Below are 26192 nucleotides of genomic sequence, written 5' to 3' on the forward strand. Positions count from 1 at the left end.
ATCACCGCCCCCGGCGGAGGAGGCCCGGCGGGTCGGGTGTTCAGCGCCGGCCGCCGAGCCGGAAGTCGCGGCGGGGCTGCCACCGGGCCGCCCCGCTGTGCGAGAAGAGCGTGAACGCCTCCACCTCGAACAGCGCGGAGAAGTCGGCGAGATCCTCGTAGGCCTTGTCGAGCACCTCGGGCGGCACGTCCTGGGCCACGGTCACGTGCGGGTGGTAGGGGAACCGCGCCTCGCGGCGCAGCTCGGGGGCCGAGTTGATGGCGGAGGCGAGCAGCTCGCACTCGCTGATCCCGGCCGCCACCGTCACGAAGACCACCTGGGTGACCGGGCGGAACGTGCCGGTGCCGCGCAGGTGCAGGGTGAACGGCAGGTGCGCGGCGGCCACCCCGGTCAGGTGCTCCTCGACCGCGGGCAGCGCGTGGATCGGGATCTCGGTGGGCCCGAGCAGGGTGACGTGGGCCGGCACGGCCAGCGGGTCACCGGCGGAGACCCGCCGACGGGTGAGCATCCCGCCCCACGGCTCGGGGATGTCCACCGCGATCCCGATCTGGATCGTGTCCCCGCCGGCCGTCACGTTGTCCGACATCTCTGCGCCGACCGCTACTCGGACCGCACCGGGGGGAAGAAGCCGACCCGGTCGTACGCGGTGCGCAGCGTGCCGGCCGCCACCGCCCGGGCCTTCTCCGCGCCCTGCGCGAGCAGCTTGTCCAACTGGGCCGGGTCGTCCAGGTAGCCGTTGGTGCGCTCCTGGACCGGGGTGACGAACTCCCGCACCACCTCGGCGAGGTCCTTCTTGAGGTCGCCGTAGCCCCGGCCGTCGTACGCGGCGACCAGGTCGTCGATGCCCCGACCGGACAGCGCGGAGTAGATGGTGAGCAGGTTGGAGATGCCCGGCTTCCCCTCCGCGTCGAAGACGATCTCGCGCCCGGTGTCGGTGACCGCGGAGCGGATCTTCTTGGCCGAGCGGGCCGGGTCCTCCAGCAGGTCGATGATGCCGGCCGGGGAGGAGGACGACTTCGACATCTTGGCCGTCGGGTCCTGCAGGTCGGTGATCTTCGCGGTGTCCTTCACGATGTGCGGCACCGGCACCGTGAACGTCGGGCCGAACAGCGAGTTGAACCGCTGGGCCAGGTCGCGGGAGAGCTCCAGGTGCTGCCGCTGGTCCTCGCCGACCGGCACCGCGTGCGCCTGGTAGAGCAGGATGTCGGCGGCCTGCAGGATCGGGTAGGTGAACAGGCCGACGCTGGCCCGCTCGCTGCCCTGCTTCTGCGACTTGTCCTTGAACTGGGTCATCCGGCCGGCCTCGCCGAAGCCGGTGATGCAGCCGAGCACCCAGGCCAGCTGCGGGTGCTCGGGCACCTGCGACTGGACGAAGAGGGTGCTGCGCTCCGGGTCGATGCCCAGCGCGAAGAGCTGCGCGGCCGCCACCCGGCTGCGCCGCTTCAGCACCTCGGGGTCGTGCCCCGCGGTGATCGCGTGCAGGTCCACCACGCAGTAGAACGCGTCGTGGCTGTCCTGCAGGGCCACCCAGTGCCGCAGCGCGCCCAGGTAGTTGCCGAGGTGGAACGAGTCGGCCGTCGGCTGGATGCCGGAGAAGACGCGCGGGCGGACGGGTACGTCGGACATGGCGGTGATTCTGTCAGCAAGGCCGGGGATTCGTCATGACGGGCCGGCGGGTCGGGCCGGTACGGGTGGCGGCGGCCCGTTGACCTCGCGCCGGGGCTCGGGCAGACGCCGGGTGGAGACCGCCAGGCGGGACACCCGCCGGCCGTCGAGCGCCAGCACCCGCAGCAGCCAGCCCTCCGGATCGGTGGCGTCCACCCCGTCGTCCGTCCCGGCCGAGACCGGCACCTCGTCGCCGGTCACCGGCAGGCGGCCCAGCGCGGCCATCACGTATCCGCCGACCGTCTCGTACGGGCCGGCGGGCAGGGGGACGCCCGTGCGTTCGGCGAAGTCGGCCAGGTTGAGCCGGCCGTCGACCACGGCGGGCAGGCCGGCGGGGGCCGGACCGGGTGGGCCGTCGCCCTCGTCGTGGATCTCCCCGACCAGCTCCTCGACCAGGTCCTCGCAGGTGACGATGCCGGCGGTGCCGCCGTACTCGTCGACCACCACGGCCAGGTGGTGGCCCTCCCGGCGCATCTCGGTGAGCGCCGCGAGCACCCGCTTGCTGCCCGGCAGCCGCTTCACCTCGCGGGTCAGCTCCCCGACGGCGACCGGGCCGGCGGGCTCCGGGCGGAGCAGCACGTCCCGCAGGTGCACCAGGCCGACCACGTCGTCGTGGGTGCCGTCCACCACCGGGTAGCGGGTGTGCGGATCGGCCCGCACCAGTCGCTGCGCCTCGGTCACGGGCAGGCCGGCGGCGAGGAAGACCACCTCGGTGCGGGGCACCATCACCTCGCGGATCAGCCGCGCGCCGGCCACCAGCACCTCGTCGATGATCCGGCGCTCGTCCGCGTCGAGCAGCGTGTTGGCCGCCACCAGGTCGCGTAGCTCGGCCTCGCTGATCCGTTCCCGCCCGGCGGTGGGGCTCGCCCCGAGCAGGCCGGTGACCAGGCGGGTGGCGCCGTCGGCGGCCCGCACCACGACGCGGGCCACGGCCCGGGCCAGCGGGCGGGGTTCGCGCCGGGGCCGCCCCGACGGTCGCCGCCGGGGCCCGGGACCACCCGCTTCCCGCATGACAAGCATGGTAGACAGCGCCCGCCGGACGGCAGACCCAATGTGCGTATCTGTTCAATCCTGGTGGATCGTGGTGGAATGGGGGCGGGACTCACTCGACAGCGGCGCCACAGCCGCCGGCCGTAGGGTGATCACGGACGGCCGACGCGGACGCGGCCAGGCAGGAGGACCCCGACGTGAAACTGCTCGTCACCGGCGGCGCCGGCTACATCGGCAGCGTGGTGACCCGGATGCTGCTCGACCACGGCCACCGGGTGACCGTGCTGGACGACCTGCGCACCGGCCACCGCGAGGCGCTCGCCCCCGACGCCACCCACGTCGACCTGCCGGTGCACGAGGCGGCCCGGGTGCTCACCCCCGACGCCGGGTTCGACGGCGTGCTGCACTTCGCCGCCCTGATCGCCGCCGGCGAGTCGATGACCCGCCCCGAGCTCTACTGGCACACCAACACCGTCGGCTCGCTCGCCCTCATCGACGCGGTCCGCGCCGCCCGGGTCCCACGGATGGTCTTCTCCTCCACCGCCGCCGTCTACGGCAACCCCACCGAGCTACCCATCCCGGAAACCGCCGTGAAGGCCCCCACCAGCACCTACGGGGCAACCAAGCTGGCCGTCGACATGGCGCTCACCTCCGAGGCGATCGCGCACGAGCTGGGCGCCGTCTCGCTGCGCTACTTCAACGTCGCCGGGGCCTACCGGCACGACGGCGCGACCATCGGCGAGCGGCACGACCCGGAGACGCACCTCATCCCGATCGCCCTCGACGTGGCCGCCGGCCGGCGCGAGAAGCTCCAGCTCTTCGGCGACGACTACCCCACCGCCGACGGCACCTGCGTCCGCGACTACATCCACGTCGAGGACCTCGCCCGCGCCCACCTGCTCGCCCTCGACGCGGCCACGCCGGGCCGGCACCGGATCTACAACCTGGGCAACGGCAACGGGTTCACCAACCGTCAGGTGGTCGAGGTGGTCCGCGAGGTCACCGGTCACCCGGTGCCGGTCGAGGTGGCGCCGCGCCGCGAGGGCGACCCCGCCGAGCTGGTCGCGTCGTCCGCGCTGGCCCGCGACGAACTGGGCTGGGTGCCGGCGAAGCCGACCCTGCACGACATGGTCGGCGACGCCTGGGCGTTCTACCGCGAGCACATCGCCGGGCCGACCGCATGAGCGGCGACGTCGCGGACCGCGCCACCGCCGGCTTCCGGCAGCGGTACGACGCCGAGCCGGCCGTCCGCTGGGCGGCTCCCGGGCGGGTCAACCTGATCGGCGAGCACACCGACTACAACGACGGCTTCGTGCTGCCCTTCGCGCTCCCCCTGCGTACCGTGGTCGCCGCGGCGCCCGGCCCGGACGGCCGCTGGACGGTCTGGTCGGAGCTGGACGACGAGCCGGTCGAGTTCGGGGCCGCGGAGGCCGACGAGCCCGGCCGGGTCGACGGCTGGGCCGCCTACGTGGCCGGTGTGGTGTGGGCGCTGCGCGCCGCCGGCCTCGACGTCCCGGGCGCGCGGCTCGCGATCGCCTCCGACGTCCCGGTCGGCTCCGGGCTCTCCTCGTCGGCCGCCATCGAGTCGGCGGTCCTGGCCGCGCTGGTCGACCTCGGCGGGCTCGACCTGCCCACCGACCGGTGGCCCCGGCTCGCCCAGCGCGCCGAGAACGACTACGTCGGCGCGCCGACCGGGATCATGGACCAGTCCGCCGTCGTCCGGGGCCGGGAGGGGCACGCGCTCTTCCTCGACTGCCGCAGCGAGGAGGTCGAGCAGATCCCGTTCGACCTGGACGCCGCCGGGCTGGCCGTGCTGGTCGTCGACTCCCGCGCGCCGCACCGGCACGCCGACGGCGAGTACGCCGCCCGGCGCAGGAGCTGCGAACGGGCCGCCGCGACGCTCGGGGTGGCCGCCCTGCGCGACGTGCCCGTCGCCGACCTCGACGCGGCGCTGGCCCGCCTCGACGACGAGGAGACCCGCCGCCGGGTCCGGCACGTGGTCACCGAGAACCAGCGGGTGCTCGACACCGTCGCGTTGCTCCGCGCCGACCGGGCCCGCGACATCGGTCCGCTGCTGACCGCCTCGCACGCCTCGATGCGCGACGACTTCGAGATCACCGTGCCGGAGGTCGACACCGCGGTCGAGGCGGCGCTGGCCGCCGGCGCGCACGGCGCCCGGATGACCGGCGGCGGCTTCGGCGGCTGCGTGCTCGCCCTCGTCGACGCCGCCGACGCCGACGCGGTGGCCGACGCGGTGACCGCCGCGTACGCCGAGCGCGGCTTCGCCGCCCCCGGCACCCTCACGGTCCTCCCCGCCGCCGGCGTCACCCGCGGGTAAGGAGGGGCCCCTTCTTAACGCCTGGCGTCAAGAAGGGGCCCCTTCTCACCCACGGAAGGCTCAGCTGGCCTCGACGATCATGCCGGCGCCGACCGTACGGTTGGTGGACTCGTCGATGATCACGAAGCCGCCCGTCGTGCGATTGCGGCGGTACTCGTCGGCGAGCAGCGGGACGGTGGTCCGCAGCCGGACCCGGCCGATCTCGTTGAGCTTCAGCTCACCGGCCGACTCGTCCCGGTGCAACGAGTTGATGTCCAGCCGGTAGTGCAGCTCGCGCACGATCGCCCGCGCCGACCGGGTGGTGTGCTTGATCGCGTACTTGCCGCCCACCTGGAGCGGCCGGCTCTCGTCCATCCAGCAGACCATCGCCTCGATGTCCTGCGCGACCATCGGCGCGTTGTTCGGCCGGCAGATCATGTCGCCCCGCGAGATGTCGATCTCGTCGGTCAGCCGGACCGTCACCGACATCGGTGGGAACGCCTCGTCCACCGGGCCGTCGGCCGTCTCCACCGCGGCGATCCGGCTGGTGAATCCGGACGGCAGCACCATCACCTCGTCACCCGGCTTGAGCACGCCCGAGGCCACCTGGCCCGCGTAGCCCCGGTAGTCGGTGACGGTGGTGGACTGCGGCCGGATCACGTACTGCACCGGGAAGCGGACGTCGACCAGGTTGCGGTCCGAGGCGATGTGCACCCGCTCCAGGTGGTGCAGCAGCGACGGGCCCTCGTACCACTGCATGTTCTCCGACCGGGAGACGATGTTGTCGCCGCGCAGCGCGGAGACCGGCACCACGGTCAGGTCCGGCACGTCGAGCTTCGCCGCGAACGCGGTGAACTCGTCGGCGATCCGCTCGAAGACCTCCTGCGACCAGTCCACCAGGTCCATCTTGTTGACGCACAGGACCAGGTGCGGCACCCGCAGCAGCGAGCAGAGGAACGCGTGCCGGCGGGACTGCTCCACCAGGCCCTTGCGCGCGTCCACCAGGATCAGCGCCAGATCGGCGGTGGAGGCGCCGGTGACCATGTTCCGGGTGTACTGGATGTGCCCCGGGGTGTCGGCGATGATGAACTTGCGCCGCGGCGTGGCGAAGTAGCGGTACGCCACGTCGATGGTGATGCCCTGCTCCCGCTCGGCCCGCAGGCCGTCGGTGAGCAACGCCAGGTTGGTGTATTCGTCGCCGCGCGCCGCGCTGACCGCCTCGACGGCGGCGAGCTGGTCGCTGAAGAGCGACTTCGTGTCGTAGAGCAGCCGACCGATCAGCGTCGACTTGCCGTCGTCGACGCTGCCGGCGGTGGCGAACCGCAACAGGTCCATCGGCCGTACGCTGGTCTCGCCGTCGGCCGGCGCCAAGGTCTCGACACTCATCAGAAGTAGCCCTCCCGCTTGCGGTCCTCCATGGCGGCCTCGCTGACCCGGTCGTCACCGCGGGTCGCGCCGCGCTCGGTGATCCGCGTCGCGGCCACCTCCTCGATCACCTTCTCCACCGTGTCGGCGTCCGAGCGGACCGCCGCGGTGCAGGAGGCGTCACCCACGGTCCGGTACCGCACCTGGGCCTTGACCGGCTGCTCGCCGGCGCGGGCCCGGAAGAACTCGTTGACCGCGTAGAGCATGCCGTCGCGCTCGATCACCTCGCGCTCGTGCGCGTAGTAGATCGACGGCAGCGGGATCCGCTCCCGGGCGATGTAGTGCCAGACGTCCAGCTCGGTCCAGTTGGACAGCGGGAACACCCGGATCGACTCGCCGGGGTGGTGCCGGCCGTTGTAGAGCGACCACAACTCCGGACGCTGGTTCTTCGGGTCCCACTGGCCGAACTCGTCGCGGAAGCTGAACACCCGCTCCTTGGCCCGGGCCTTCTCCTCGTCCCGCCGGGCGCCGCCGAAGAGCGCGTCGAAGCGGTGCTTCTCCACCGCGTCCAGCAGCACCGGCGTCTGGATCCGGTTGCGCGTGCCGTCCGCCGCCTCGCGGACCATGCCCTTGTTCAGGGCCTCCGGGACGCTCGCCACGATGAGCTGCAGGCCCAGCTCGGCCACCCGCTGGTCGCGGTAGTCGAGCACCTCGGGGAAGTTGTGCCCGGTGTCCACATGCATCACCGGGAACGGGATGTTGGCCGGCGCGAACGCCTTCTGCGCCAACCGGAGCATCACGATCGAGTCCTTGCCGCCGGAGAAGAGCAGCACCGGCCGCTCCATCTCGGCGACCACCTCGCGCATCACGAAGATGCTCTCCGCCTCGAGCGCGTCGAGGTGCGACACCTGGTAGGCGGCGGGGGCCGTCATGACACGAACTCGATTCGCTCGGATCCGCACATCGGATTCCAGACCTTTCCGGTCGGACTCGTGAAGAAGAACGCTCAGGTTACCCGGAGTGCCGCTGCAACGCCGCAAGCAACCGACTCGCGAGATCCTTGCGGCAGACCAACAGATCCGGTAGGCGTGGGTCGGCCTCGTTGTATTTCAGCGCAGAACCGTCGATCCGGGAAGCGTGCAGTCCGGTGGCCGTCGCCACAGCGACCGGAGCGGCCGAATCCCACTCGTACTGGCCGCCCGCGTGGATGTACGCGTCGACCTCACCGGTGACCACGGCGGCGATCTTCGCACCCGCCGAGCCCATCGGAACCAGATGAGCGCCGACGTCCGCCGCCAGATCGGTCAGGAAAACCGGCGGACGGCTACGACTCGCCGCCAACCGGATGGTCCGCGCGCCACCCGCCGTCGCCGCCTCCACCCGCATCGGCGGGTAGGCCGGCGGGTAGTCCGTGCCCAGCACCCGGTGCTGCGCCGGCAGGCCCACCGCGCCCGCGACCAGACCGTGCGGCGTGGGCGCGTGCCGCGACCAGAGCGCCACGTGCACCGCCCAGTCGGCGCGCCCCTCCTCGGCGTACTCCCGGGTGCCGTCCAGCGGATCGACGATCCACACCCGGTCCGCGGTCAGCCGGGGCATCGCCTCCCTGCTCACCTCCGCGGTCCAGGCCAGGCGCGAACCCTCGTCCTCCTCCGACAGGATCGCGTCCGCCGGGCGCCACCGGGCCAGCTCGGTCCGGATCAGGTCGTGCGAGACCTTGTCCCCGGCCGACCGCAACGCCCCGGCGTCGGCGAAGCCCATCTCCGCGCGCAGGTCCGTCAACGCCTGCCCGGCCCGCGACGCCAGCCAGCGGGCGAACGCGCCGTCGATCATCGGAGGACTGCCCATCGTGTTACCGCTCCCGTCGCCCGCCTTCGCTCACGCCGAAAGGCGCAGACTACCGGCCGGCGCCGGGTCCGCCGGTCACGCCCCGTGGTACAGGTTCTGCGTCGGCTCCACACCCTTGGTGACCACCGACTCCACCACGTCCGCCGCGCGGTCGACCAGGAACTCCAGCTCCTTGCGCTCCGCGGCGGAAAAATCCGAGAGTACGAAGTCAGCCGGGTCCTGCCGGCCCGGCGGGCGCCCCACGCCGAACCGCACCCGCGGGTAGTCCTTCGTGCCGAGCGACTTCGACATCGACCGCAGGCCGTTGTGCCCACCCTCGCCGCCGCCGAACTTCACCCGCACCTGGCCGTAGCCGATGTCCAGCTCGTCGTGCACCGCGATCACCCGCGCCGGCGGGATCTTGTGGAACTGGGCCAGCCCCGCCACCGGGCCACCGGAGAGGTTCATGTAGGTCAGCGGCTTCACCAGCACCAGCTTCGGGCCGCCGAACCCCAGCCGCCCCTCGGCGACCTCGGCCACCGCCCGCTTGTGCCGGCCGAACTTCGCGCCCACCCGCGCCGCCAGCAGGTCGGCCACCATGAACCCCACGTTGTGCCGGTTGTTCGCGTACTCCCGACCGGGGTTGCCCAGGCCGACCACCAGCCACGGCCCCGCCTCGTCCGTCACCTGAGAACCCCTTCCCGCTCGCCTGCCCGACGCCCCGCTCCGATACGCCGACAGGCGCCCCCGAACCCCGGGGACGCCTGTCGCACAGCCTGCGGACCGATCAGGCCTCGGTCTTCTCCTCGGCCGGAGCCTCGCCCTCGGCGGCCGGAGCGCCCTCCGGAGCCTCGGCGGTCTCCTCGCCGGCCTCGGCCTCGGCCTCCTCGGTGGCCTCCTCGACCTCGGGGAGGGTGGCCTCGAGCTGCTCGGCGGTCGGGGCGGCGGTCACCGAGGCGACAGCGGTCTCCTCGTCGGTGGCCAGCTCGACGCCGGACGGCAGCTCGACGTCGGCGGCGGTGATCGTGGTGCCCGGCTCGGCGCCCTCGATCGACGCCTCCAGGTGGTCCGGCACCTTGGTCGCGTCGGCGGTCACCGACAGCGTGTCGTGGTCGTGCACGATCAGGGTGTCCTTCGCGGCCTCACCGGTCAGCTGGACCGGGACCTCGACGGTGACCTTCTCGCCGCGGCGGACCAGCAGCAGGTCCACGTGCTCGAAGCTGTCCTTGATCGGGTCACGCTGGATCGCCTTCGGCAGCGCCAGCACCTGGGTGCCGTCGCTCACCTCGATCGCGAAGAGCTGGTTCGCGCCACCCTTGCGGATCGCGGCGGCGAACTCACGCGCCGGCAGCGCGATGTGCTTGGGCTTCTCGCCGTGGCCGTACAGCACGGCGGGCACCTTGCCGGCCCGGCGGGTACGACGGGCACCACCCTTGCCGAACTCGGTACGGGGCTCGGCGCTGATCTTTACCTCGGACACGGGGAAACTCCTGATGCTTCGCTGCGGCGGCTTGTCGTCTGGCGGTGCTGGGCGAGGGGCTCGCTGGGGCTCAAGGTCATGAACGACCGCCCGGAGCACCGCGTCGATGACGGCGCCTCCGTGCGGTGCTATTCAGCAGCCCGCCGGGCACCCTCGCCGTGGCAACCGCACCAGTCTACCCGAGCGATTTCCCGGCTCTCCGGCAGTCCCCATATCACCGCACCGGCCGGACCGCAGGGCAACGGCCCGGCCGCCGGACGACGCCGGCGGCCGGACCGGACGATCAGCTCAGGCCACCGAAGAGGGTGGTCACCGAACCGTCGTCGAAGACCTCGCGGATCGCCCGGGCCAGCAGCGGCGCGATCGACAGCACGGTCAGCTTGTCGAGCTGCTTCTCCGGCGGCAACGGCAGCGTGTTCGTCACCACGACCTCGCTGATCGGGCTGTTCTTCAGCCGCTCCGTCGCCGGGTCCGACAGCAGCGCGTGCGTCGACGCGACCACGATCTCGGCCGCCCCCGACTCCTTCAGGATGTCGGCCGCCTTGGTGATCGTGCCACCGGTGTCGATCATGTCGTCGACGATCAGGCACACCCGGCCCTCGACCTCACCGACCACACGGTTCGCCACCACCTGGTTCGGCTTCATCGGGTCCCGGGTCTTGTGGATGAACGCCAGCGGGCAACCGCCCAGCCGGTCCGTCCACCGCTCGGCCACCCGCACCCGGCCCGAGTCCGGCGCCACCACCGTCATCGGACGGCCGGCGTACCTGTGCTCCACGTACTCGGCCAGGATGTCCATCGCGAACAGGTGATCCACCGGGCCGTCGAAGAAGCCCTGGATCTGCGCGGTGTGCAGGTCGACGGTGAGGATGCGGTTCGCCCCCGCGGTCTTCAGCAGGTCGGCCACCAGCCGCGCCGAGATCGGCTCCCGCCCCCGGTGCTTCTTGTCCTGGCGCGCGTACGGGTAGAACGGCAGCACCACGGTGATCCGCTTGGCCGAGCCGCGCTTCAGCGCGTCGATCATGATCAGGGTCTCCATGACCCAGGTGTTCACCCCGTGCGTCACGGACTGCACCACGAAGGCGTCCGAACCACGCACCGAGTCCTTGAACCGTACGAAGATCTCACCGTTGGCGAACTCGTAGGCGTCGGCGGGCGTCGGCGCGACGCCGAGCACCTCACCGATCTCCTTGGCCAGCTCCGGAAAACCCCTCCCGGAGAAGAGCATCAGGCTCTTGCGGTTCTCGGCGACGATGCTGCCCATGGGCCCGTCTGCTCCCGTGTGTCGGTGGTGCCCGGCGGCGGTGGGGCCGGGGACTGTTCGGTTGCAGTATCCCCCCGGTTCACCGGTCCACCCATGGCCCGGCCGCCCCCGTGGATTCAGTCACCTTCGCTTGCGGACCCGCCCGACTCCGACGCACCCTCACCGGCCCGTCGCGCCGCCTCCGCGGCCGCCGTGCCGGCCCGCTTGCGCAGCACCCAGCCCTCCACGTTGCGCTGCTGACCCCGGGCCACCGCCATCGCGCCCGCCGGCACGTCCGCGATGATCACCGAACCGGCCGCGGTGTACGCGCCGTCGCCCACCCGCACCGGCGCCACGAACATGTTGTCCGCCCCGGTGCGCGCGTGACTGCCGATGGTGGTGTGGTGCTTGCGCACCCCGTCGTAGTTGACGAAGACCGAGGCGGCGCCGATGTTGCTGTGGTCGCCGATCGTCGCGTCCCCCACGTACGACAGGTGCGGCACCTTCGAGCCCTCACCGATCGACGCCTTCTTGGTCTCCACGAACGTGCCGACCTTCGCCTTGCGGGCCAGCCGCGACTCCGGCCGCAGGTAGGCGTACGGGCCGACGCTGGCCTGCGGGCCCACCTCGGCGCCCACCGCGTGGCTGCGCACCACGCTCGCGCCCTCGCCCACCACGGTGTCCACGAGCGTGGTGTCCGGGCCGACCAGGGCACCCGCGCCGACCGTCGTGGCCCCCTGCAACTGGGTGTTCTGGTCGATCACCGCGTCCCGCTCCACGGTCACCGTCACGTCGATCCAGGTGGTGTGCGGGTCGAGGAGGCTCACCCCGGTGCGCATCCAGCCCTCGTTGACCCGGTCGCGCAGCAGCCGGCGCAGCCCGGCCAGCTCCACCCGGTCGTTGCAGCCCAGCGTCTCCACGTGGTCGGCCGCGACGTGCACCGCGACCGGCTCGCCCGCGTCCCGGAGCAGGGCGAAGACGTCCGTCAGGTATTCCTCGCCCTGGTCGTTGTCGGTGGAGAGCTTGCTCAGCGCCTCCCGCAGCCGGGCCACGTCGAACGCGTAGATGCCGGCGTTGATCTCCCGCAGCGCGCGCTGCTGCGGCGTGGCGTCGCGCTCCTCGACGATCTGCTCCAGCTGCCCCTGCACGTCCCGCACGATCCGGCCCAGGCCGGTCGGGTCCGGCACCTCGGCGGCCAGCACGGTCGCCGCCGCGGCGGCACCCTCGTGCGCCTCGACGAGAGCCGCGACCGTCTCCGGGCGCAGCAGCGGCACGTCGCCGTTGATCACCACGACCGTGCCGGTGGCGTCCGGCGCGGCGTCCAGCGCGATGCGGACCGCGTGCCCGGTGCCGAGCTGGCGCTCCTGGAGGACCGGCGTGGCCGCCGGGGCCACCTCGGTCAGGTGCGCCCGGACCTGGTCGGCACCGTGGCCGACCACGACCACGGTGCGGTCCGCGCCCAACGGCTCGGCGGCGACCAGGACGTGACCGAGCAGGGTACGGCCGAGCAGTGGGTGCAGCACCTTGGGCAGGGACGACTTCATCCGCTTGCCCTCACCGGCGGCGAGCACGACAACGGTGCGGAGGTGGGGCTGGGACACGACGTGGCTCCCGTCGGGACGGCGACAGTCTCGCGGTCATGCTAACCACGCGACGGAGGGCAAAGAGCAGAAGCTCCCGGGAGAGGATTCGAACCCCTATAATCAGGACCAAAACCTGACGTCCTGCCATTAGACGACCCGGGATGGTCTAAAACGGGCAAAGAGGATCCCGCTCAACGGCTGCCTACACCTTACCGGTCGAGAGGTGGATCTTCATCGCTCATTCCCTTCATGATCCCCTCGATCCGCCAGTAGAGCCGACTCCCGCCGACGACATGCACGGTCAGGCAACCGCGATAGTCGCTGCCGACGTTCTTGCGCGTGGTCGCCGGTCGATGCCTCTTGATGGTGGTGCGCTGGAAGTGATCCGCCGGCACACCCACCCGATCCGCCCACCACCGGACCGCGGCGTCGGCGTCGGCCGTCTCGTGAATGCTGACCCGGAAGCGCCGACCCTCGGGCGCCACCTCGACGGCGTCCAGAAAACGCAGGAAGAGCCGGACCAGCATCGGGTCACTGTTGACGAACTTGATCCGGCAGTCGTTCGGACGCCACGGCTTGGCCTTCCCGCCCTCGCACCAGTAGATCGCCGCCCCGATCAGCAGCAGCTCGCGGGACCCCAGCCGCCGCACCCATGCGGCCGCCGCCGCAACCTCGTCGGCCCGGGCCGCGTCCCGGGCCGCTCGGTGCGCGGCCCACTGGGCGTCCGAACGGGCCTGCTGGGCGATCCGACGTCGCCGTAGCACCAGCGCCGGATCAAGCGGCAGGTGCCGGGTCCAGAGGTAGGCCGTCGACGTGGAGATCCTCAGCCGCGCGGCGATCTCGCCCACCGGACAACCGGAGCGCCGCAGCGCGAGCGCCCGGGCATGCAACTCGGGCTTCCGCCCGCGATAGACGGGCGTGTTCGCCGGAGTGTCGTCGACAGCCACGCGACCAAAATAGAACAGGTGTACGACAACAGGTGGACCGGTCGGCTCCCGTCCACCGGGCCTGGCAGGATGGGGCGGGTGACCGATGTTCCCGGCAGCGACCGCGCTCGCCGGCGGGCCGTCCCGGCAGCCAAGCCCTCCCGGGTCCGGATGTCCGCGACGCAGCGACGCGAGCAGTTGATCTCGATCGCTCGGCAGATCTTCGCCGAGCGCGGGTTCGACGCCACCTCGGTCGAGGAGATCGCGGCGCGGGCGAAGGTGTCCAAGCCGGTGGTCTACGAGCACTTCGGCGGCAAGGAGGGGCTCTACGCGGTGGTGGTGGACCGGGAGGTCCGCTCGCTGCTGGACCGGATCACCACGGCGTTGACCGCCGGTCACCCCCGGGAGTTGTTGGAACAGGCCGCGCTGACGTTGCTGACCTACATCGAGGAGGAGACCAGCGGGTTCCGGGTGCTGGTCCGGGAGTCGCCGTTGATGTCGGCGACCGGCAACTTCAGCAGCGTGATGAACGACGTCGCACACCAGGTGGAGCACATCCTGGGCGCGGAGTTCCACAGCCGGGGGTACGACCCGAAGCTGGCGGAGCTCTACTCGCAGGCGCTGGTGGGCATGGTGGCGTTGACCGGGCGCTGGTGGCTGGAGGTCCGCAAGCCGCGCAAGGAGGCGGTGGCGGCGCACCTGGTGAACCTGGCCTGGAACGGCCTGTCCCACCTGGAGTCGAAGCCGGGCCCGATCAGCGGTTAGGCCCCTCGGCGACCGGGTGGTAGCGGCGCCGGCGCTCCTCCTCGGCGTGCTCGGGCGGGCCCACCTTGTCGTAGAGGCCGGTGGCGAGCAGGATCAGCCCGAACAGCATCGACACGATGACGGTGGACATCGAGAAGTTCAGGAAGTTCGCCGAGGTCTGCAGCACCGACATCATCAGGATGCCGGTGACCAGGAAGACCGCGCCGGCGGTGAGGTTCATGTAGTGCCCGAGGTTGTCGCGGCGGGACGCGCCGAGCATGAGCACCGCGCCGAAGACCACCGAGACCAGCGAGAAGGCCAGGTTGGTGCGCAGCCCGAGGGCCCAGTTGGCGTCCCGGCCGAACAGCCCGTCACCCCAGGTCTGGAACACGCCCCAGACGCCGAAGACCAGGATGTAGAGGCCGATGAGCCCGGACAGCACCCGGTAGAGCGGTCGCGCGGGGTGGTTCACCGGGAAGTGCGCCATGGTGCCCTCCAGTCGCCTGACTGATTCGGGGCAATTGTCGCCTGAGCCGCCCGCCTCCGTCCGGAAAACGCCGACGGCCCGGCGCGTCGCGCCGGGCCGTCGGGGCGGAACGGATCAGAGCACCAGCCGGGCCTTCTGCCAGGCCTCGTGCTCGTCGTCGGTGCCGACCTTGCCGTACATGCCGACCACCAGGAGCACCAGCGACAGGGTGAGGACCACGACCACCGTCATGATCGAGAAGTTGAGCACGTTGGCGTCCGTCTGGAGGAACGCCAGCGCGGCCAGGCCGACGACCATCAGGGAGTAGGCCATCCACTGGTTGATCACCACGTCGAGGTTGCGGCCGATCACGGTGCCGGCCAGGATCACGACGCCGATCAGCACGGACAGGAGCGAGAAGCCCATGTTGGTGCCCTGGCCGAGAGCCTTGGTGTCGTCCTGGGCGAAGAAGTCGCCGCCGGCGGCGGCGATGACACCGAGCGCACCGAAGACGACGAAGTAAAGACCGACCAGCCCGCCGATCGCCCGGAAGATCGGCCGCGCGGGGTGGTTGACGGGGGTGTGGGCCATCTCTGCGTCTCCAAGACCGTTCGGATGAGGGTTCCACCGCAGATTGTCCCGTACGCCGGTCAGTGACGCCGCACACCCCCACTCCTCAGCCGCCGGGCAGCTCCTCCGCCAGCGCCAGCCAGGTCTCCTCGGTGCGGTCCCGCTCCGCCCGCACCTCCTTGAGCTGGGCGTCCAGCTCGGCGACCCGGGCATAGTCGGTGGCGTTCGCGGCGAGCTGCTCGTGCAGGCCCGCCTCCTTCTGCTCGAGCTTGGCGATCTGCCGTTCCAGCCGGTTGAGCTCCTTCTTCGCGGTGCGTACCTCGGCGGCGGACATGCCGTCGCGGGCGGCCGCGGCCGAGCCCGGGGTGAGGTCGGCGGGCGCCGGGCCGCCGGCCGCGGCCGCGCGCGCCAGGTATTCCTCGACGCCGCCGGGCAGGTGCACCAGCCGGCCGTCGCCGAACATCCCGTACGCGACGTCGGTGACCCGCTCGATCAGGTAGCGGTCGTGGCTGGCCACCACGATGGTGCCGGGCCAGGAGTCGAGCAGGTCCTCCAGCGCGGCGAGGGTGTCGGTGTCCAGGTCGTTGGTGGGCTCGTCGAGCAGGAGCACGTTGGGTTCGCCGGCGAGCAGCCGCAGCATCTGCAGGCGGCGGCGCTCGCCGCCGGAGAGGTCGCTCACCGGGGTCCAGAGCCGTCGGTCGTCGAAGCCGAAGATCTCGGCGAGCTGGGACGCGCTGATCTCCCGGTCGCCGAACTGCACCCGGCGGGCCACCTCCTCGACCGCCTCCAGGACGCGCAGGTGACCGGGGAGTTCGGCGAGCTCCTGGGAGAGGAACGCCGGCCGCACCGTCTGCCCGGCGGCGAAGCGCCCGCCGTCGGCCCGGGTCACGCCGGCGAGCAACCGCAGCAGGGTGGTCTTGCCGGCGCCGTTGCGACCCAGCACGGCGATCCGGTCGCCGGGCCCGACCTGCCAGGTGGTGTCGCGCAGGATCTCCTTCGGGCCGGCGTGCAGGGTGACGTGCTCCAGGTCGTACACCTGCTTGCCGAGCCGGGCGGTGGCCAGCCGTTGCAGCGACATGGTGTCGCGCGGCTCCGGCACGTCGGCGATGAGCGCGTTGGCCGCGTCGATGCGGAACTTGGGCTTGGACGTCCGTGCCGGCGGGCCCCGGCGCAGCCAGGCGATCTCCTTGCGGAGCAGGTTCTGCCGGCGGGCCTCGGTGGCGGCGGCGAGGCGTTGCCGCTCGATGCGGGCGAGCGTCCAGGCGGCGAAGCCGCCCTCGTAGGCCCGGACGGTCTGGTCGGCCACCTCCCAGGTGGTGGTGCAGACGGCGTCGAGGAACCACCGGTCGTGGGTGACCACGACGAGCGCGCCCTTGCGGGTGACCAGGTGCCGGGCCAGCCAGTCGACGCCGCCGACGTCGAGGTGGTTGGTGGGCTCGTCGAGGACCAGGAGGTCGGCGTCGCGGACCAGCAGCGCGGCGAGCGCGACCCGGCGGCGTTCCCCGCCGGACATCGGACCGACCGGGGTGTCGAGGCCGAGATGGGGCATGCCGAGGCCGTCGAGGATGGCCCGGACGCCGGCGTCGCCGGCCCACTCGTGCTCGGCGCCCATGCTCTGGTCGAGCCAGGCGGTGCCGAGCACCACGTCGCGCACGGTGAGGTCGGGGGCCAGGTCGAGGCGCTGCGGCAGCCAGGCCACGCGCAGGTCGCGACGGTGGGTCACCCGGCCGTCGTCGGGTTCCTCGGTGCGGGTGAGCATCCGCAGCAGCGTCGACTTGCCGGCGCCGTTCAGGCCGACCACACCGACCCGGTCGGCGTCGTCGAGGCCGAGCGACACGTCGGTGAGCAGCGGCCCGGCGGCGCCGTACCCCTTGGACACCCGGTCCAGGTTGACGATGTTGGCCACGGACCCACCTTTCATGACTCAGGCGCCCCGGGGGCCGGGACGCCTGAGTCAAGGGTACGGGTCGTCAGACGATGCGGGCGCCGTGCACCGGGCCGTGCGCGACCCGGGCCTCCCGGCACACCCCGGCGGCGGTCAACTCGTCGGCGATCCGCCCGGCGTCGGCGGCGTCGGCGGCGAGGAACACGCAGGTGGGCCCGGAGCCGGAGACGAGGCCGGCGAGCGCGCCGGCGGCCTCACCGGCCTTGAGCGTGCCGGCCAGCGCCGGGCGCATGGTCAGCGCGGCGTCCTGGAGGTCGTTGCCGAGCGTGGCGGCGAGCACCCTCGGGTCCCGCTGGCGTAGTGCGCCGAGCAGCGCGTCGGTGCTGCCCAGCGGCGGGCCGGCGGCCCCGGTCTCGCGCAGCCGGTCCAGCTCGCGGTAGGCGGCCGGGGTGGAGAGGCCGCCGTCGGCGATGGCCACCACCCAGTGCCAGGAGGTGGGGCGGGCCAGCACCGGGCTGACCGTCTCGCCCCGGCCGGTGCCGAGCGCGGTGCCGCCGTGGATCAGGAACGGCACGTCGGAGCCGAGGTCGGCGGCGATGCCGGCCAGTTCGTCGCGGGACAGGCCGGTGCCCCAGAGCGCGTCGCAGGCGACCAGCGCGGCCGCCGCGTCGGCGCTGCCGCCGGCCAGCCCGCCGGCGAGCGGGATGTGCTTGCGCAGGTGCAGCCGGGCGTGCGGGGCGACACCGGCGTAGCCGGCGAGGGCGTGCGCGGCGCGCAGGACCAGGTTGGTGTCGTCGAGGGCCAGCTCGCCGGCGCCCTCGCCCTCCATGGTCAGGGTGAGCGTGTCGCCGCGGCGGGCGGTCAGCTCGTCGTAGATGGAGATCGCGTGGTAGACGGTGTTCAGCTCGTGGTAGCCGTCGCGGCGCAGCGGCCCCACCCCGAGGTGCAGGTTGACCTTGGCCGGCACCCGCACCTTGACCGGGCCGCTGGCCCCGCGCCGCTGCCCGTCCTCGTCCTCCGGTCGCCAGGCCTCGGTCACCGGGGGAGCTCCCGTGGACGCAGGCGGATGTCGAACGGCTTCTGCACGGTCAGCTCCTCGGCGGGGTCGGGCAACGGCGCCAGCCTACTGGGCGGCGGCGGGGCCGTCCGGGGCCGACGCGGCGATGGCGGCGAACTGCTCGACGGTGAGTGACTCGCCGCGTGCGCCCGGGTCCACACCGGCGGCGGTGAGCGCGGCGGCGGCCCGGTCCGCGCCGCCGGCCCAACCGGCGAGGGCGGCGCGGAGCGTCTTGCGGCGCTGGGCGAACGCGGCGTCGACGACCGCGAAGACCGCCGTACGGGGTACGTCGGGGCGGGGCGGCTCGCGGCGGGTGAACGCGACCAGCCCGGAGTCGACGTTCGGCACCGGCCAGAAGACGTTCGGTGGGACCTTGCCGGCGGCCCGGGAGCGGGCGTACCAGGCGAGTTTGACCGAGGGGATGCCGTACACCTTGGAGCCGGGACCGGCGACGAGCCGGTCGGCGACCTCCTTCTGCACCATCACCAGGCCGTGTCGCAGGGTGGGCAGCTCGGCGAGCAGGTGCAGCACCACCGGCACGGCGACGTTGTAGGGCAGGTTCGCCACCAGCGCGGTGGGCGCCGGGTCGGCCAGGTCGGCGGCGGTGACCCGCAGCGCGTCGGCGGGGTGGACGGTGAGCCGGGCGGCGTCCGGGCCGGCGAACCGCTCGGCGGTCCCCGGCAGCGCGGCGGCGAGCGCCGGGTCGAGTTCCACGGCGTGCACGTGCGCGGCGACCGGCAGCAGGGCCAGGGTGAGCGAGCCCAGGCCGGGGCCGACCTCCAGCGCCACGTCGTCCGGGGCGAGGCCGGCGGCGGTGACGATCCGGCGCACCGTGTTCGGGTCGTGCACGAAGTTCTGGCCGAGCTTCTTGGTCGGCGTGACGCCGAGCCGCGCGGCGAGTTCCCGGATCTCCGCCGGGCCGAGGAGTCCGGTCACGCCCCGTAGCGTAAGCGCCCCCGCCTCGGTGAAAGGAGGGGCCCCTTCTTAACGCCTGGAGTTGTGCCGGGGGCCCTGCTTAACGCCACGGGCCGAACGCGCGCTCACTGTTGGTGGAGATGGCGGCGCACAACTCGTCCAGGTCGACGCCGGTGGTCTCGGCGAGGAAGCGGACGGTGAGCGGGATCAGGTACGACGCGTTCGGCCGCCCCCGGTGCGGCATCGGCGTCAGGTAGGGCGCGTCGGTCTCCACCAGCATCTGCTCGGGCGGGGTGACGGCGGCGGCCTCGCGCAGCGCGGCGGCGCTGCCGAAGGTGACCGTGCCGGCGAAGCTCAGCAGGTGCCCCCGGCGGACGCACTCGCGGGCGAAGTCGGCGTCGCCGGAGAAGCAGTGCATCACCACCGTGTCCGGCGCGCCCTCGTCGTCGAGGATCCGCAGCACGTCGGCGTGGGCGTCCCGGTCGTGGATGACCAGCGCCTTGCCGTACCGCTTGGCGACGGCGACGTGGGCCCGGAAGCTCTCCTCCTGCGCGGCCCGCCCGTCGGCGCCGGTACGGAAGAAGTCCATGCCGGTCTCGCCGACGCCGCGGACCCGGTCCCGCCCGGCGAGCGCCTCGATCTCGCGCAGCGCCTCGTCCAGGTCCGCCAGCCGGGGCGCCTCGTTGGGGTGCAGCGCCACGGTGGCCAGCACCGCCGGGTGCCGGTCGGCGACGTCGGCGCCCCAGCGGGACGACTCGACGTCCACGCCGACCTGGACGAGCCGGTCCACGCCGACCCCGGCGGCGACGGTGATCGCGGCGGCCACCGGGTCGCCGTCGCCGGTGCCGCCCGGTGGCGTGCCGTACTCGCCGACGGTGATGTCGAGGTGGGTGTGGCTGTCCGCCACGGGCGCCGGCAGCGGCTCCGGCGGAGGGGGGAACTCGCCGGCCCGGCGGGCGGCACGCTGCTTGCGGGTCTCGGTCTGCTCGGTCATCGCGGCCAGCATCACACACCGGCCGGCGGCCACGTTCCCGGACCGCCATCGTCCGTTCACACGCCCCACATCTGGCCGGCTTAGCGTCCCGGGGTGACCGTCACTGACCAGGCCGGCGGGGCCGCCTCCGAGCGGACCGGGTTGCGCGTGACGTACGACGGCCGGGTGCACCCGGCCGAGGAGCTCGCCCGCGGCGCGGCCTACGAGTTGTTCAGCGCCGACGAGGCGCCCGGCTTCGAGTGGTGCCCCCGGCCCGACGGCGGTCACCCGTGGCGCAGGTTCGTGCACGCCACCGAGGTGGAGGCGGTGCACGGGGCGGCGGAGCCGACCGACGAGGCGGATGCGCCGCTGCTGATGCCGGTGCACCGGGCGCGTGGCTGGGCGTACGTGCACCAGCTCAGCCAGCGGCCGGCGGCGGCGGACGACCCGACGTTGGCCGCGGTGCGGGCGTCGGCGGTGGTCCGGCCGGGCACCCGGATGATGAAGGTGCTCTCCGCCCGGCAGCTCGCCGGTTACGTGCGGGGTTGGCTGCCGCACGGGTTCTGCTACCGGGAGCACGACGTGGCGCACCTGCGCACGCCCGCCGGGATGGCGGTGCTGCGGGGCGACCCGGAGGGCGGCGACGTGGCGTACGCGTTGCGCTGGCGGGCCGCCGACCCGGCCGACTACGACGTGCCGGTCGGCCCGGTGCACCGCGGGCTGACCGTCCTGCCGCCCCGGGACCGGCTCGGGCCGCCGGTGTTGGGCACCGGTTTCGTGCCGAGCAACGCGCAGCTCGTCCCGGAGTTCGTCACCCGGGACTTCGCCGACCTGCCGATGCCGGCGAACGCCACCCTGCTCGCCTACCCGGCCGACGGGGTGGAGGTGGTGCTCTACACCTATCAGGCGGAACAGCGCGGCTGGTTGCGGCTGGCCGGCCCGCAGTGGCGGCACCTGCTGGCGGCGGTGCCGGGGCTGGCGGCCGACCAGGAGTACGTGCCGACCGGCGACGCGCCGCGCTCCACCCAGCTCGTCGGCGCGTACGCCGGGGTGGAGTACGAGGCGGTGGCCGACCAGCCGGGCGGGTTCCGGGTGCTGGCGATGACCCGGGCGGCCCGCTATCCGGTGGAGGCGGCGGCCCGGCGGCTGCGGACGGCCACCTGGCGCGGGGTGCCCTGCCTGGTGCTGCGGGAGGAGGCGGGCTGGCTGCGGTTGCGGCTGCGCCGCCCGGATCCGGACGCGGTGGCCCGGACCGGGGCGCAGTGTCACGAACGCGGCGTCTACGAGGTCTGGGCGCCGGGCGCCGAGCTGACCGACGACCGGGTGGTGGACCTGCCCTATCCGCGGCCGAACGCATAGACGGCGGCGGGTCGGGAAGGCGTGGGCGTCCGAGACCCACGCGTAGGGGGAATCCCGAGATGCCTTTCGTCACCGTCGGTACGGAGAATTCCGCACCCATCGACCTGTACTACGAGGATCACGGCTCCGGTCAGCCGATCGTGCTGATCCACGGTTTCCCGTTCAACGGGGCCACCTGGGAGAAGATGAGCGGTCCGCTGCTCGCCGCCGGGTACCGGGTGATCACGTACGACCGGCGCGGGTTCGGCAGTTCCGCGCAGCCGGCGTCGGGTTACGACTACGACACGTTCGCCGCCGACCTCGACGTGCTGATGACCGAGCTGGACCTGCGCAACGCGATCCTGGTCGGGCACTCGATGGGCACCGGTGAGGTCACCCGCTACCTGGGGGCGTACGGGTCGGACCGGGTGGAGCGTGCGGTGCTGATGGCCCCGCTGGCGCCCTACCTGCTGAAGACGCCGGACGACCCGCAGGGCGTCGAGAAGAGCATGTTCGAGGGGTTCCAGAAGGCGATCATCCAGGATCGGTTCGCCTACCTGACCCAGTTCTGCGACGCGTTCTTCAACGCCAGCGAGAACCGGGGGAAGCTGGTCAGCGACGAGGCCTACCACGCGCACTGGCAGATCGGCGCGCAGGCGTCGGCGAAGGGCACCCACGACTCGGTGGACGCCTGGCAGACCGACTTCCGCGGCGACCTGCCGAACATCGACGTGCCGGTGCTGATCATCCAGGGCGACAAGGACAACGTGCTGCCGTTCCCGGTGACGGGTCAGCGGCTGGTGAACATGCTGTCCGACGCCAAGCTGGTCACCCTGAAGGGCGCGCCGCACGGCACGCCGTGGACGCACCCGACCGAGGTCAACAACGCGATCATGGAGTTCATCGGCAAGCCGAGCATGGCCCGGGCCTGACCCGGAACGACGGACGGCCCCGGGGTTCCCCCGGGGCCGTCCGCGCGGCGGTGGTCACCCGGCGAGGCGGGCCAGCTCCTCGTCGACGATGGACGGGTCCAGCTTGCGGAACACCGGCTTGGGCGCCGCGAGCGGCCGGCCCACCTCCAGGGGTACGGACTCCCAGCGCGCGCCGACCGTGTAGTCACCGGTCAGCACCGGGTAGGACGGGCCGCCGTCGAGGTCGTCGACCTCCTCGATCACCGGCATCGGCGCGTGCGTGCCGGTGCCGCCGAGCAGCTCGTGGATCTGCTGCGCGGAGTGCGGCAGGAACGGGGTGAGCAGCGTGTTGGCGTCGCTGACCACCTGGAGGGCGACGTGCAGGATGGTGCCCATCCGCGGCTTGTCGTCGTCGCCCTTGAGCTTCCACGGCGCCTGCTCGGAGAGGTACTTGTTGGCCTCGGCGACCACCTTCATGGCCTCGCCGATGGCCTGCTTCTGCCGGTGCCGGCCGATCAGGTCGCCGACGGTGGCGAAGCCGGCGCGGGCCACCGCGAGCAGCGCCTCGTCGGCCTCGGTCAGCCCGGCCGGGTCGACCGGCGGGACGGCGCCGAAGTTCTTCGCCGCCATCGAGACGGACCGGTTGACCAGGTTGCCCCAGCCGGCGACCAGCTCGTCGTTGTTGCGGCGAAGGAACTCGGCCCAGGTGAAGTCGGTGTCGTTGCTCTCCGGGCCGGCGACGGCGATGAAGTAGCGCAGCGCGTCGGCGTCGTAGCGTTCGAGGAAGTCCCGGACGTAGATGACCACCTTGCGGGAGGAGGAGAACTTTCGCCCCTCCATGGTCAGGTATTCGCTGGAGACCACCTCGGTGGGCAGGTTGAGCCGGCCCAGTTCGCCGGGCTCGCCGTCGTGGGTGCCCGCGCCGGAGTAGCCGCCGAGCAGCGCCGGCCAGATCACCGAGTGGAAGACGATGTTGTCCTTGCCCATGAAGTAGTAGCCGCGGGCGTCCTTGCCCTCCCCGTCGGCCGACCACCACTTCCGCCACGCCTCCGGGTCGCCGGTGCGGCGGGCCCACTCGATGGACGCGGACAGGTAGCCGATCACCGCGTCGAACCAGACGTAGATCCGCTTGTCGGACCGGTCCTGCCAACCCTCCAGGGGGATCGGCACGCCCCACTCCAGGTCCCGGGTGATGGCCCGGGGCTGGAGGTCGTCGAGCAGGTTGCGGGAGAACCGGAGCACGTTGGGCCGCCAGCCCTCCCGGGTGTCCAGCCACTGCCGCAGCGCGTCGGCCAGCGCCGGCAGGTCGAGGAAGAAGTGCTCGGTCTCCACGAACTCCGGCGTCTCGCCGTTGATCTTCGACTTGGGGTCGATCAGGTCGATCGGGTCGAGCTGGTTGCCGCAGTTGTCGCACTGGTCGCCGCGCGCGCTGTCGTAGCCGCAGATCGGGCAGGTGCCCTCGATGTAACGGTCGGGCAGGGTGCGGCCGGTGGACGGGGAGATCGCCCCGGTGGTGACCTTCGGGACGATGTAGCCGTTGCGGTGCAGCCCGGTGAACAGCTCCTGCACCACGGCATAGTGGTTGCGGGTGGTGGTGCGGGTGAACAGGTCGTACGACAGGCCCAGCGCCCGCAGGTCCTCGGCGATCACCCGGTTGTAGCGGTCGGCCAGCTCGCGCGGGGTGACCCCCTCGGCGTCGGCCTGCACCTGGATCGGGGTGCCGTGCTCGTCGGTGCCGGAGACCATGAGCACGTCGTGACCGGCCATCCGCATGTACCGGGCGAAGACGTCGGAGGGAACGCCGAATCCGGATACGTGGCCGATGTGGCGCGGGCCGTTGGCGTAGGGCCAGGCGACCGCGGCGAGAACGTGACTCATGAGCGTCAAGACTAGTGATTGCCGTGGGCGCCCCGCGAACCAATAGGGCGGGTGCCGCCGGCGTACGCCCGATTTGTCGCCGACACGCGGCCTGAGCTGCCCGACGAGCCCGGCGTGCCGGTGTCCAATGAACGTCGTGACCAGCAGACCAACGGCGCCCGAGCCGTCCGCGGCCGACCGGACCGCGCGGACCGCGCCCGGCGCCCCGGTCGCCCCACAGCCCCGGTTGGACCCGGCGGACCCGCCGGTGGAGGTGGAGCCGACCACCGGGGCGCCGCGCGACGCCGTGCCCCGCCGGGTGCCGGTGCGCCAGCCGCGCTGGCATCGGCGATCGGCCCGGGCGGGCGACGAGGTGGCCGGCTGGGCGCCGATCGAGGAGGTGCACTGGGACGGCACGCCGCTGCGCGACGAGCCGCGACCCCACGCCGTCGACGCCCCGACCCGGCGCCGGACCCGCCCGGTCCACCCGCCGGACCCGCCCGCCGGGCTGGCCGTGCTGCTGGCCCTGAGCCTGCTCGCCGCGTTCTTCGCCTGGGTGAGCGCCGGCCCGTTCTGGCTGGCGGTGGGGCACTCCACCGCCGGCACCGTGATGATCACCGAGTGCGCCGGGGGCGGGCTCACCCAGCGCTGCCGGGGGATCTTCGAGGCCGACCGGGACCGCTTCCAGGCCCAGGGGGTACGGGTCAGCGGCGTGCCGGCGGGGCGGACCGCCACCGGCAGCACGCTGCCGGCCCGGATGACCGGCCCGGACGGGTCCACCGCCTACGCGGACCGGGGCGTGGGCGGGCAGTTGCGCTGGCTGCTCGGGCTGACCCTGGTGGTGGGTTGCGCGGCGGGGATCGCCAGGTGGACCGGCGCGACCCGGTTGGTCGAGCCGCGTCAGCGGCGGCTGGCGGTGGGGCTGGCGCTGGCCGGTCCGCTGCTGATCACGGTCGGGTTCCTCGCCGCCGCCTGGTGAGCGGTGTAAGGCGGGGCCCCCTGTTAACGCCTCCGGTAGAGAAGGGGCCCCCTCTCACACCGAGGTGTTAACAGGGGGCCCCTCCTTGCACACCTCAGCGGTGGACCACGGCGTAGACCTCGCGGCGGCGCAGCCCGTACGCGGTCGCGACCTCGGTGATCGCGTCCCGGCGGGACATCCCGGACGACTCGCGTTCGGCGACCGCGGCGCGCAGCGTCTCGTCGTCGGGGCGGGCCGCGGGCGTCGCCGGCGCGCCGGCCACGACCAGCGTGATCTCGCCGCGCACCTCGTTCTCGGCGGCCCACTCGGCCAGCTCGCCCAGCGGGCGGCGGACCACCTCCTCGTAGGTCTTGGTCAGCTCCCGGCAGAGCGCGGCGGGCCGGTCCGGGCCGAACGCCTCGGCCAGATCGGCCAGGGCGCCGCCGATGCGGTGCGTCGCCTCGAACAGCACCAGCGTGCGCTCCTCGCCGGCGAGCGCGCGCAGCCGGGAGCGACGGGCGCCCGGGGTACGGGGCAGGAAGCCCTCGAAGCAGAACCGGTCGCAGGGCAGCCCGCTCAGCGCCAGGGCGGTGGTGACCGCGCTCGGCCCGGGCGCCGCGGTGACCGGGACGCCGGCCTCCAGCGCGGCCCGGACCAGGCGGTAGCCGGGGTCGGAGACGCTCGGCATGCCGCCGTCGGTGACCAGGGCGACCGTGTAGCCGGCGGTGAGCACCTCGGCCAGCTCCGGGGTGCGCCGTTCCTCGTTGCCCTCGAAGTAGGAGACGATCCGGCCGGGGACGGTGAGGTCGAGGTCGCGGGCGAGCCGGGTGAGCCGGCGGGTGTCCTCGGCGGCGACCACGTCGGCGGCGGCGAGCACCTCACGGAACCGGGCGGACGCGTCGGCCGGGTTGCCCAGCGGCGCACCGAGCAGCACCAACCGCCCTACCTCGGACATTTCCCCCACGGTGTGCGCTCCCTCATCGATGGTCGTACCAATTTCGGGGACGACGGACGCCACCGGGCACCCTCGCAGCCTACGATCGCCGGGTGACGAGTGCGTCGACAGCACAGGAGCCCTCCACCACCGACCGGGCCGCCGGCTCGCCGGACGACGAGGGCGGCGGT

At 72.8% G+C, this 26192-nt stretch carries 24 protein-coding genes, 1 tRNA gene and 1 pseudogene; 6 read left to right on the forward strand and 20 right to left on the reverse strand.

What is annotated here, in order from left to right:
- Positions 1 to 40: 40 nt before the first annotated feature.
- The 3 genes from GA0070213_RS09875 to GA0070213_RS09885 are packed head-to-tail and all read right to left on the reverse strand — an operon-like array spanning position 41 to position 2676.
- Entirely contained in the window at positions 41 to 586 is a 546-nt protein-coding gene (locus GA0070213_RS09875) for a 2'-5' RNA ligase family protein (RefSeq protein ID WP_091061100.1), read from the reverse strand.
- Positions 587 to 600: 14 nt separating this feature from the next.
- The gene (trpS, locus tag GA0070213_RS09880) at positions 601 to 1626 is read right to left on the reverse strand and encodes a tryptophan--tRNA ligase (RefSeq protein WP_091061104.1); all 1026 of its coding nucleotides are present in this window, start codon (positions 1624 to 1626) and stop codon (positions 601 to 603) included.
- A gap of 33 nt (positions 1627 to 1659) precedes the next feature.
- Entirely contained in the window at positions 1660 to 2676 is a 1017-nt protein-coding gene (locus GA0070213_RS09885; protein WP_091061107.1) for a hemolysin family protein, read from the reverse strand.
- A gap of 176 nt (positions 2677 to 2852) precedes the next feature.
- Between GA0070213_RS09885 and galE the strand changes: the two genes are divergently transcribed.
- Both galE and galK read left to right on the forward strand, forming a co-directional pair.
- Positions 2853 to 3839, forward strand: a complete 987-nt coding sequence (gene galE, locus GA0070213_RS09890; protein WP_091061110.1) for a UDP-glucose 4-epimerase GalE — start codon at positions 2853 to 2855, stop codon at positions 3837 to 3839.
- The gene (gene galK / locus GA0070213_RS09895; RefSeq protein ID WP_091061113.1) at positions 3836 to 4993 is read left to right on the forward strand and encodes a galactokinase; all 1158 of its coding nucleotides are present in this window, start codon (positions 3836 to 3838) and stop codon (positions 4991 to 4993) included. Before galE ends, galK begins: the two co-directional genes overlap by 4 nt.
- Before the next feature lie 60 nt (positions 4994 to 5053).
- Here galK and cysN read toward each other — a convergent pair whose 3' ends face one another.
- The 9 genes and pseudogenes from cysN to GA0070213_RS09940 all read right to left on the reverse strand — a co-directional run bounded on the left by cysN (position 5054) and on the right by GA0070213_RS09940 (position 13414).
- Positions 5054 to 6358, reverse strand: coding sequence for a sulfate adenylyltransferase subunit CysN (cysN, locus tag GA0070213_RS09900; RefSeq protein ID WP_091061117.1), 1305 nt, complete (start codon positions 6356 to 6358; stop codon positions 5054 to 5056).
- Entirely contained in the window at positions 6358 to 7269 is a 912-nt protein-coding gene (cysD, locus tag GA0070213_RS09905; RefSeq protein ID WP_091061121.1) for a sulfate adenylyltransferase subunit CysD, read from the reverse strand. Before cysD ends, cysN begins: the two co-directional genes overlap by 1 nt.
- Before the next feature lie 79 nt (positions 7270 to 7348).
- Positions 7349 to 8182, reverse strand: a complete 834-nt coding sequence (locus tag GA0070213_RS09910; protein ID WP_091061124.1) for an inositol monophosphatase family protein — start codon at positions 8180 to 8182, stop codon at positions 7349 to 7351.
- A gap of 75 nt (positions 8183 to 8257) precedes the next feature.
- Complete coding sequence (pth, locus tag GA0070213_RS09915; RefSeq protein ID WP_091061128.1) at positions 8258 to 8848, reverse strand: aminoacyl-tRNA hydrolase; 591 nt, start codon at positions 8846 to 8848, stop codon at positions 8258 to 8260.
- A 100-nt stretch (positions 8849 to 8948) separates the two neighbouring features.
- The gene (locus GA0070213_RS09920) at positions 8949 to 9641 is read right to left on the reverse strand and encodes a 50S ribosomal protein L25/general stress protein Ctc (protein ID WP_091061132.1); all 693 of its coding nucleotides are present in this window, start codon (positions 9639 to 9641) and stop codon (positions 8949 to 8951) included.
- Positions 9642 to 9924: 283 nt separating this feature from the next.
- Positions 9925 to 10905: a ribose-phosphate diphosphokinase gene (locus GA0070213_RS09925; RefSeq protein WP_091061136.1), complete on the reverse strand. Its 981-nt coding sequence runs from the start codon at positions 10903 to 10905 to the stop codon at positions 9925 to 9927.
- Between the two features lie 56 nt (positions 10906 to 10961).
- A pseudogene (gene glmU / locus GA0070213_RS09930) lies at positions 10962 to 12485 on the reverse strand (bifunctional UDP-N-acetylglucosamine diphosphorylase/glucosamine-1-phosphate N-acetyltransferase GlmU); the annotation flags it as partial.
- 73 nt (positions 12486 to 12558) lie between these two features.
- Positions 12559 to 12629 (reverse strand) — tRNA-Gln (locus GA0070213_RS09935).
- A gap of 47 nt (positions 12630 to 12676) precedes the next feature.
- A complete protein-coding gene (locus GA0070213_RS09940) occupies positions 12677 to 13414 on the reverse strand; it encodes a helix-turn-helix domain-containing protein (protein WP_091061143.1) in 738 nt (245 codons plus the stop codon).
- 78 nt (positions 13415 to 13492) lie between these two features.
- Here GA0070213_RS09940 and GA0070213_RS09945 point away from each other — a divergent pair, with 78 nt between their 5' ends.
- Positions 13493 to 14158: a TetR/AcrR family transcriptional regulator gene (locus tag GA0070213_RS09945; RefSeq protein WP_091061147.1), complete on the forward strand. Its 666-nt coding sequence runs from the start codon at positions 13493 to 13495 to the stop codon at positions 14156 to 14158.
- On the opposite strand, the gene GA0070213_RS09950 is transcribed toward GA0070213_RS09945, so the two are convergent.
- From GA0070213_RS09950 to GA0070213_RS09975, 6 genes are all read right to left on the reverse strand, one after another.
- Complete coding sequence (locus tag GA0070213_RS09950; RefSeq protein WP_091061149.1) at positions 14148 to 14624, reverse strand: DUF4383 domain-containing protein; 477 nt, start codon at positions 14622 to 14624, stop codon at positions 14148 to 14150. The genes GA0070213_RS09945 and GA0070213_RS09950 overlap by 11 nt on opposite strands.
- Before the next feature lie 114 nt (positions 14625 to 14738).
- Positions 14739 to 15194 (reverse strand): DUF4383 domain-containing protein, encoded by a 456-nt coding sequence (locus GA0070213_RS09955; RefSeq protein WP_091061152.1) that lies wholly within the window; start codon positions 15192 to 15194, stop codon positions 14739 to 14741.
- An 85-nt stretch (positions 15195 to 15279) separates the two neighbouring features.
- On the reverse strand, positions 15280 to 17079 hold the full coding sequence (locus GA0070213_RS09960) for an ABC-F family ATP-binding cassette domain-containing protein (protein WP_091061155.1): 1800 nt from the start codon (positions 17077 to 17079) through the stop codon (positions 15280 to 15282).
- A gap of 64 nt (positions 17080 to 17143) precedes the next feature.
- Entirely contained in the window at positions 17144 to 18097 is a 954-nt protein-coding gene (locus GA0070213_RS09965; RefSeq protein ID WP_091061159.1) for a 4-(cytidine 5'-diphospho)-2-C-methyl-D-erythritol kinase, read from the reverse strand.
- An 84-nt stretch (positions 18098 to 18181) separates the two neighbouring features.
- A complete protein-coding gene (rsmA, locus tag GA0070213_RS09970; protein ID WP_091061163.1) occupies positions 18182 to 19051 on the reverse strand; it encodes a 16S rRNA (adenine(1518)-N(6)/adenine(1519)-N(6))-dimethyltransferase RsmA in 870 nt (289 codons plus the stop codon).
- A 79-nt stretch (positions 19052 to 19130) separates the two neighbouring features.
- On the reverse strand, positions 19131 to 20036 hold the full coding sequence (locus GA0070213_RS09975) for a TatD family hydrolase (RefSeq protein WP_091061506.1): 906 nt from the start codon (positions 20034 to 20036) through the stop codon (positions 19131 to 19133).
- Between the two features lie 81 nt (positions 20037 to 20117).
- Between GA0070213_RS09975 and GA0070213_RS09980 the strand changes: the two genes are divergently transcribed.
- A complete protein-coding gene (locus GA0070213_RS09980; RefSeq protein WP_091061166.1) occupies positions 20118 to 21362 on the forward strand; it encodes a hypothetical protein in 1245 nt (414 codons plus the stop codon).
- A 59-nt stretch (positions 21363 to 21421) separates the two neighbouring features.
- On the forward strand, positions 21422 to 22273 hold the full coding sequence (locus GA0070213_RS09985) for an alpha/beta fold hydrolase (protein WP_091061170.1): 852 nt from the start codon (positions 21422 to 21424) through the stop codon (positions 22271 to 22273).
- 54 nt (positions 22274 to 22327) lie between these two features.
- Here the strand turns inward: GA0070213_RS09985 and metG are convergent, their stop codons facing one another.
- Positions 22328 to 24130 carry a methionine--tRNA ligase gene (gene metG, locus GA0070213_RS09990; protein WP_091061175.1) on the reverse strand — a complete coding sequence of 601 codons (1803 nt, stop codon included), beginning with the start codon at positions 24128 to 24130 and terminating at the stop codon, positions 22328 to 22330.
- A gap of 127 nt (positions 24131 to 24257) precedes the next feature.
- Between metG and GA0070213_RS09995 the strand changes: the two genes are divergently transcribed.
- Positions 24258 to 25088: a hypothetical protein gene (locus GA0070213_RS09995; RefSeq protein ID WP_245716327.1), complete on the forward strand. Its 831-nt coding sequence runs from the start codon at positions 24258 to 24260 to the stop codon at positions 25086 to 25088.
- Between the two features lie 94 nt (positions 25089 to 25182).
- Here GA0070213_RS09995 and rsmI read toward each other — a convergent pair whose 3' ends face one another.
- Positions 25183 to 26022 carry a 16S rRNA (cytidine(1402)-2'-O)-methyltransferase gene (rsmI, locus tag GA0070213_RS10000; protein WP_425412810.1) on the reverse strand — a complete coding sequence of 280 codons (840 nt, stop codon included), beginning with the start codon at positions 26020 to 26022 and terminating at the stop codon, positions 25183 to 25185.
- Between the last annotated feature and the right edge of the window lie 170 nt (positions 26023 to 26192).

It is taken from the genome of Micromonospora humi, assembly GCF_900090105.1.
Taxonomy (GTDB): domain Bacteria; phylum Actinomycetota; class Actinomycetes; order Mycobacteriales; family Micromonosporaceae; genus Micromonospora; species Micromonospora humi.

Bases quoted from the DNA above. Each gene is read 5' to 3' on its own strand.
- GA0070213_RS09875 (WP_091061100.1), bottom strand. From the start codon at position 586: ATGTCGGACAACGTGACGGCCGGCGGGGACACGATCCAGATCGGGATC.
- trpS (WP_091061104.1), bottom strand. From the start codon at position 1,626: ATGTCCGACGTACCCGTCCGCCCGCGCGTCTTCTCCGGCATCCAGCCG.
- GA0070213_RS09885 (WP_091061107.1), bottom strand. From the start codon at position 2,676: ATGCGGGAAGCGGGTGGTCCCGGGCCCCGGCGGCGACCGTCGGGGCGG.
- galK (WP_091061113.1), top strand. From the start codon at position 3,836: ATGAGCGGCGACGTCGCGGACCGCGCCACCGCCGGCTTCCGGCAGCGG.
- cysN (WP_091061117.1), bottom strand. From the start codon at position 6,358: ATGAGTGTCGAGACCTTGGCGCCGGCCGACGGCGAGACCAGCGTACGG.
- cysD (WP_091061121.1), bottom strand. From the start codon at position 7,269: ATGACGGCCCCCGCCGCCTACCAGGTGTCGCACCTCGACGCGCTCGAG.
- GA0070213_RS09910 (WP_091061124.1), bottom strand. From the start codon at position 8,182: ATGGGCAGTCCTCCGATGATCGACGGCGCGTTCGCCCGCTGGCTGGCG.
- GA0070213_RS09925 (WP_091061136.1), bottom strand. From the start codon at position 10,905: ATGGGCAGCATCGTCGCCGAGAACCGCAAGAGCCTGATGCTCTTCTCC.
- GA0070213_RS09950 (WP_091061149.1), bottom strand. From the start codon at position 14,624: ATGGCGCACTTCCCGGTGAACCACCCCGCGCGACCGCTCTACCGGGTG.
- GA0070213_RS09955 (WP_091061152.1), bottom strand. From the start codon at position 15,194: ATGGCCCACACCCCCGTCAACCACCCCGCGCGGCCGATCTTCCGGGCG.
- GA0070213_RS09975 (WP_091061506.1), bottom strand. From the start codon at position 20,036: ATGCTGGCCGCGATGACCGAGCAGACCGAGACCCGCAAGCAGCGTGCC.
- GA0070213_RS09985 (WP_091061170.1), top strand. From the start codon at position 21,422: ATGCCTTTCGTCACCGTCGGTACGGAGAATTCCGCACCCATCGACCTG.
- metG (WP_091061175.1), bottom strand. From the start codon at position 24,130: ATGAGTCACGTTCTCGCCGCGGTCGCCTGGCCCTACGCCAACGGCCCG.
- GA0070213_RS09995 (WP_245716327.1), top strand. From the start codon at position 24,258: ATGAACGTCGTGACCAGCAGACCAACGGCGCCCGAGCCGTCCGCGGCC.
- rsmI (WP_425412810.1), bottom strand. From the start codon at position 26,022: ATGTCCGAGGTAGGGCGGTTGGTGCTGCTCGGTGCGCCGCTGGGCAAC.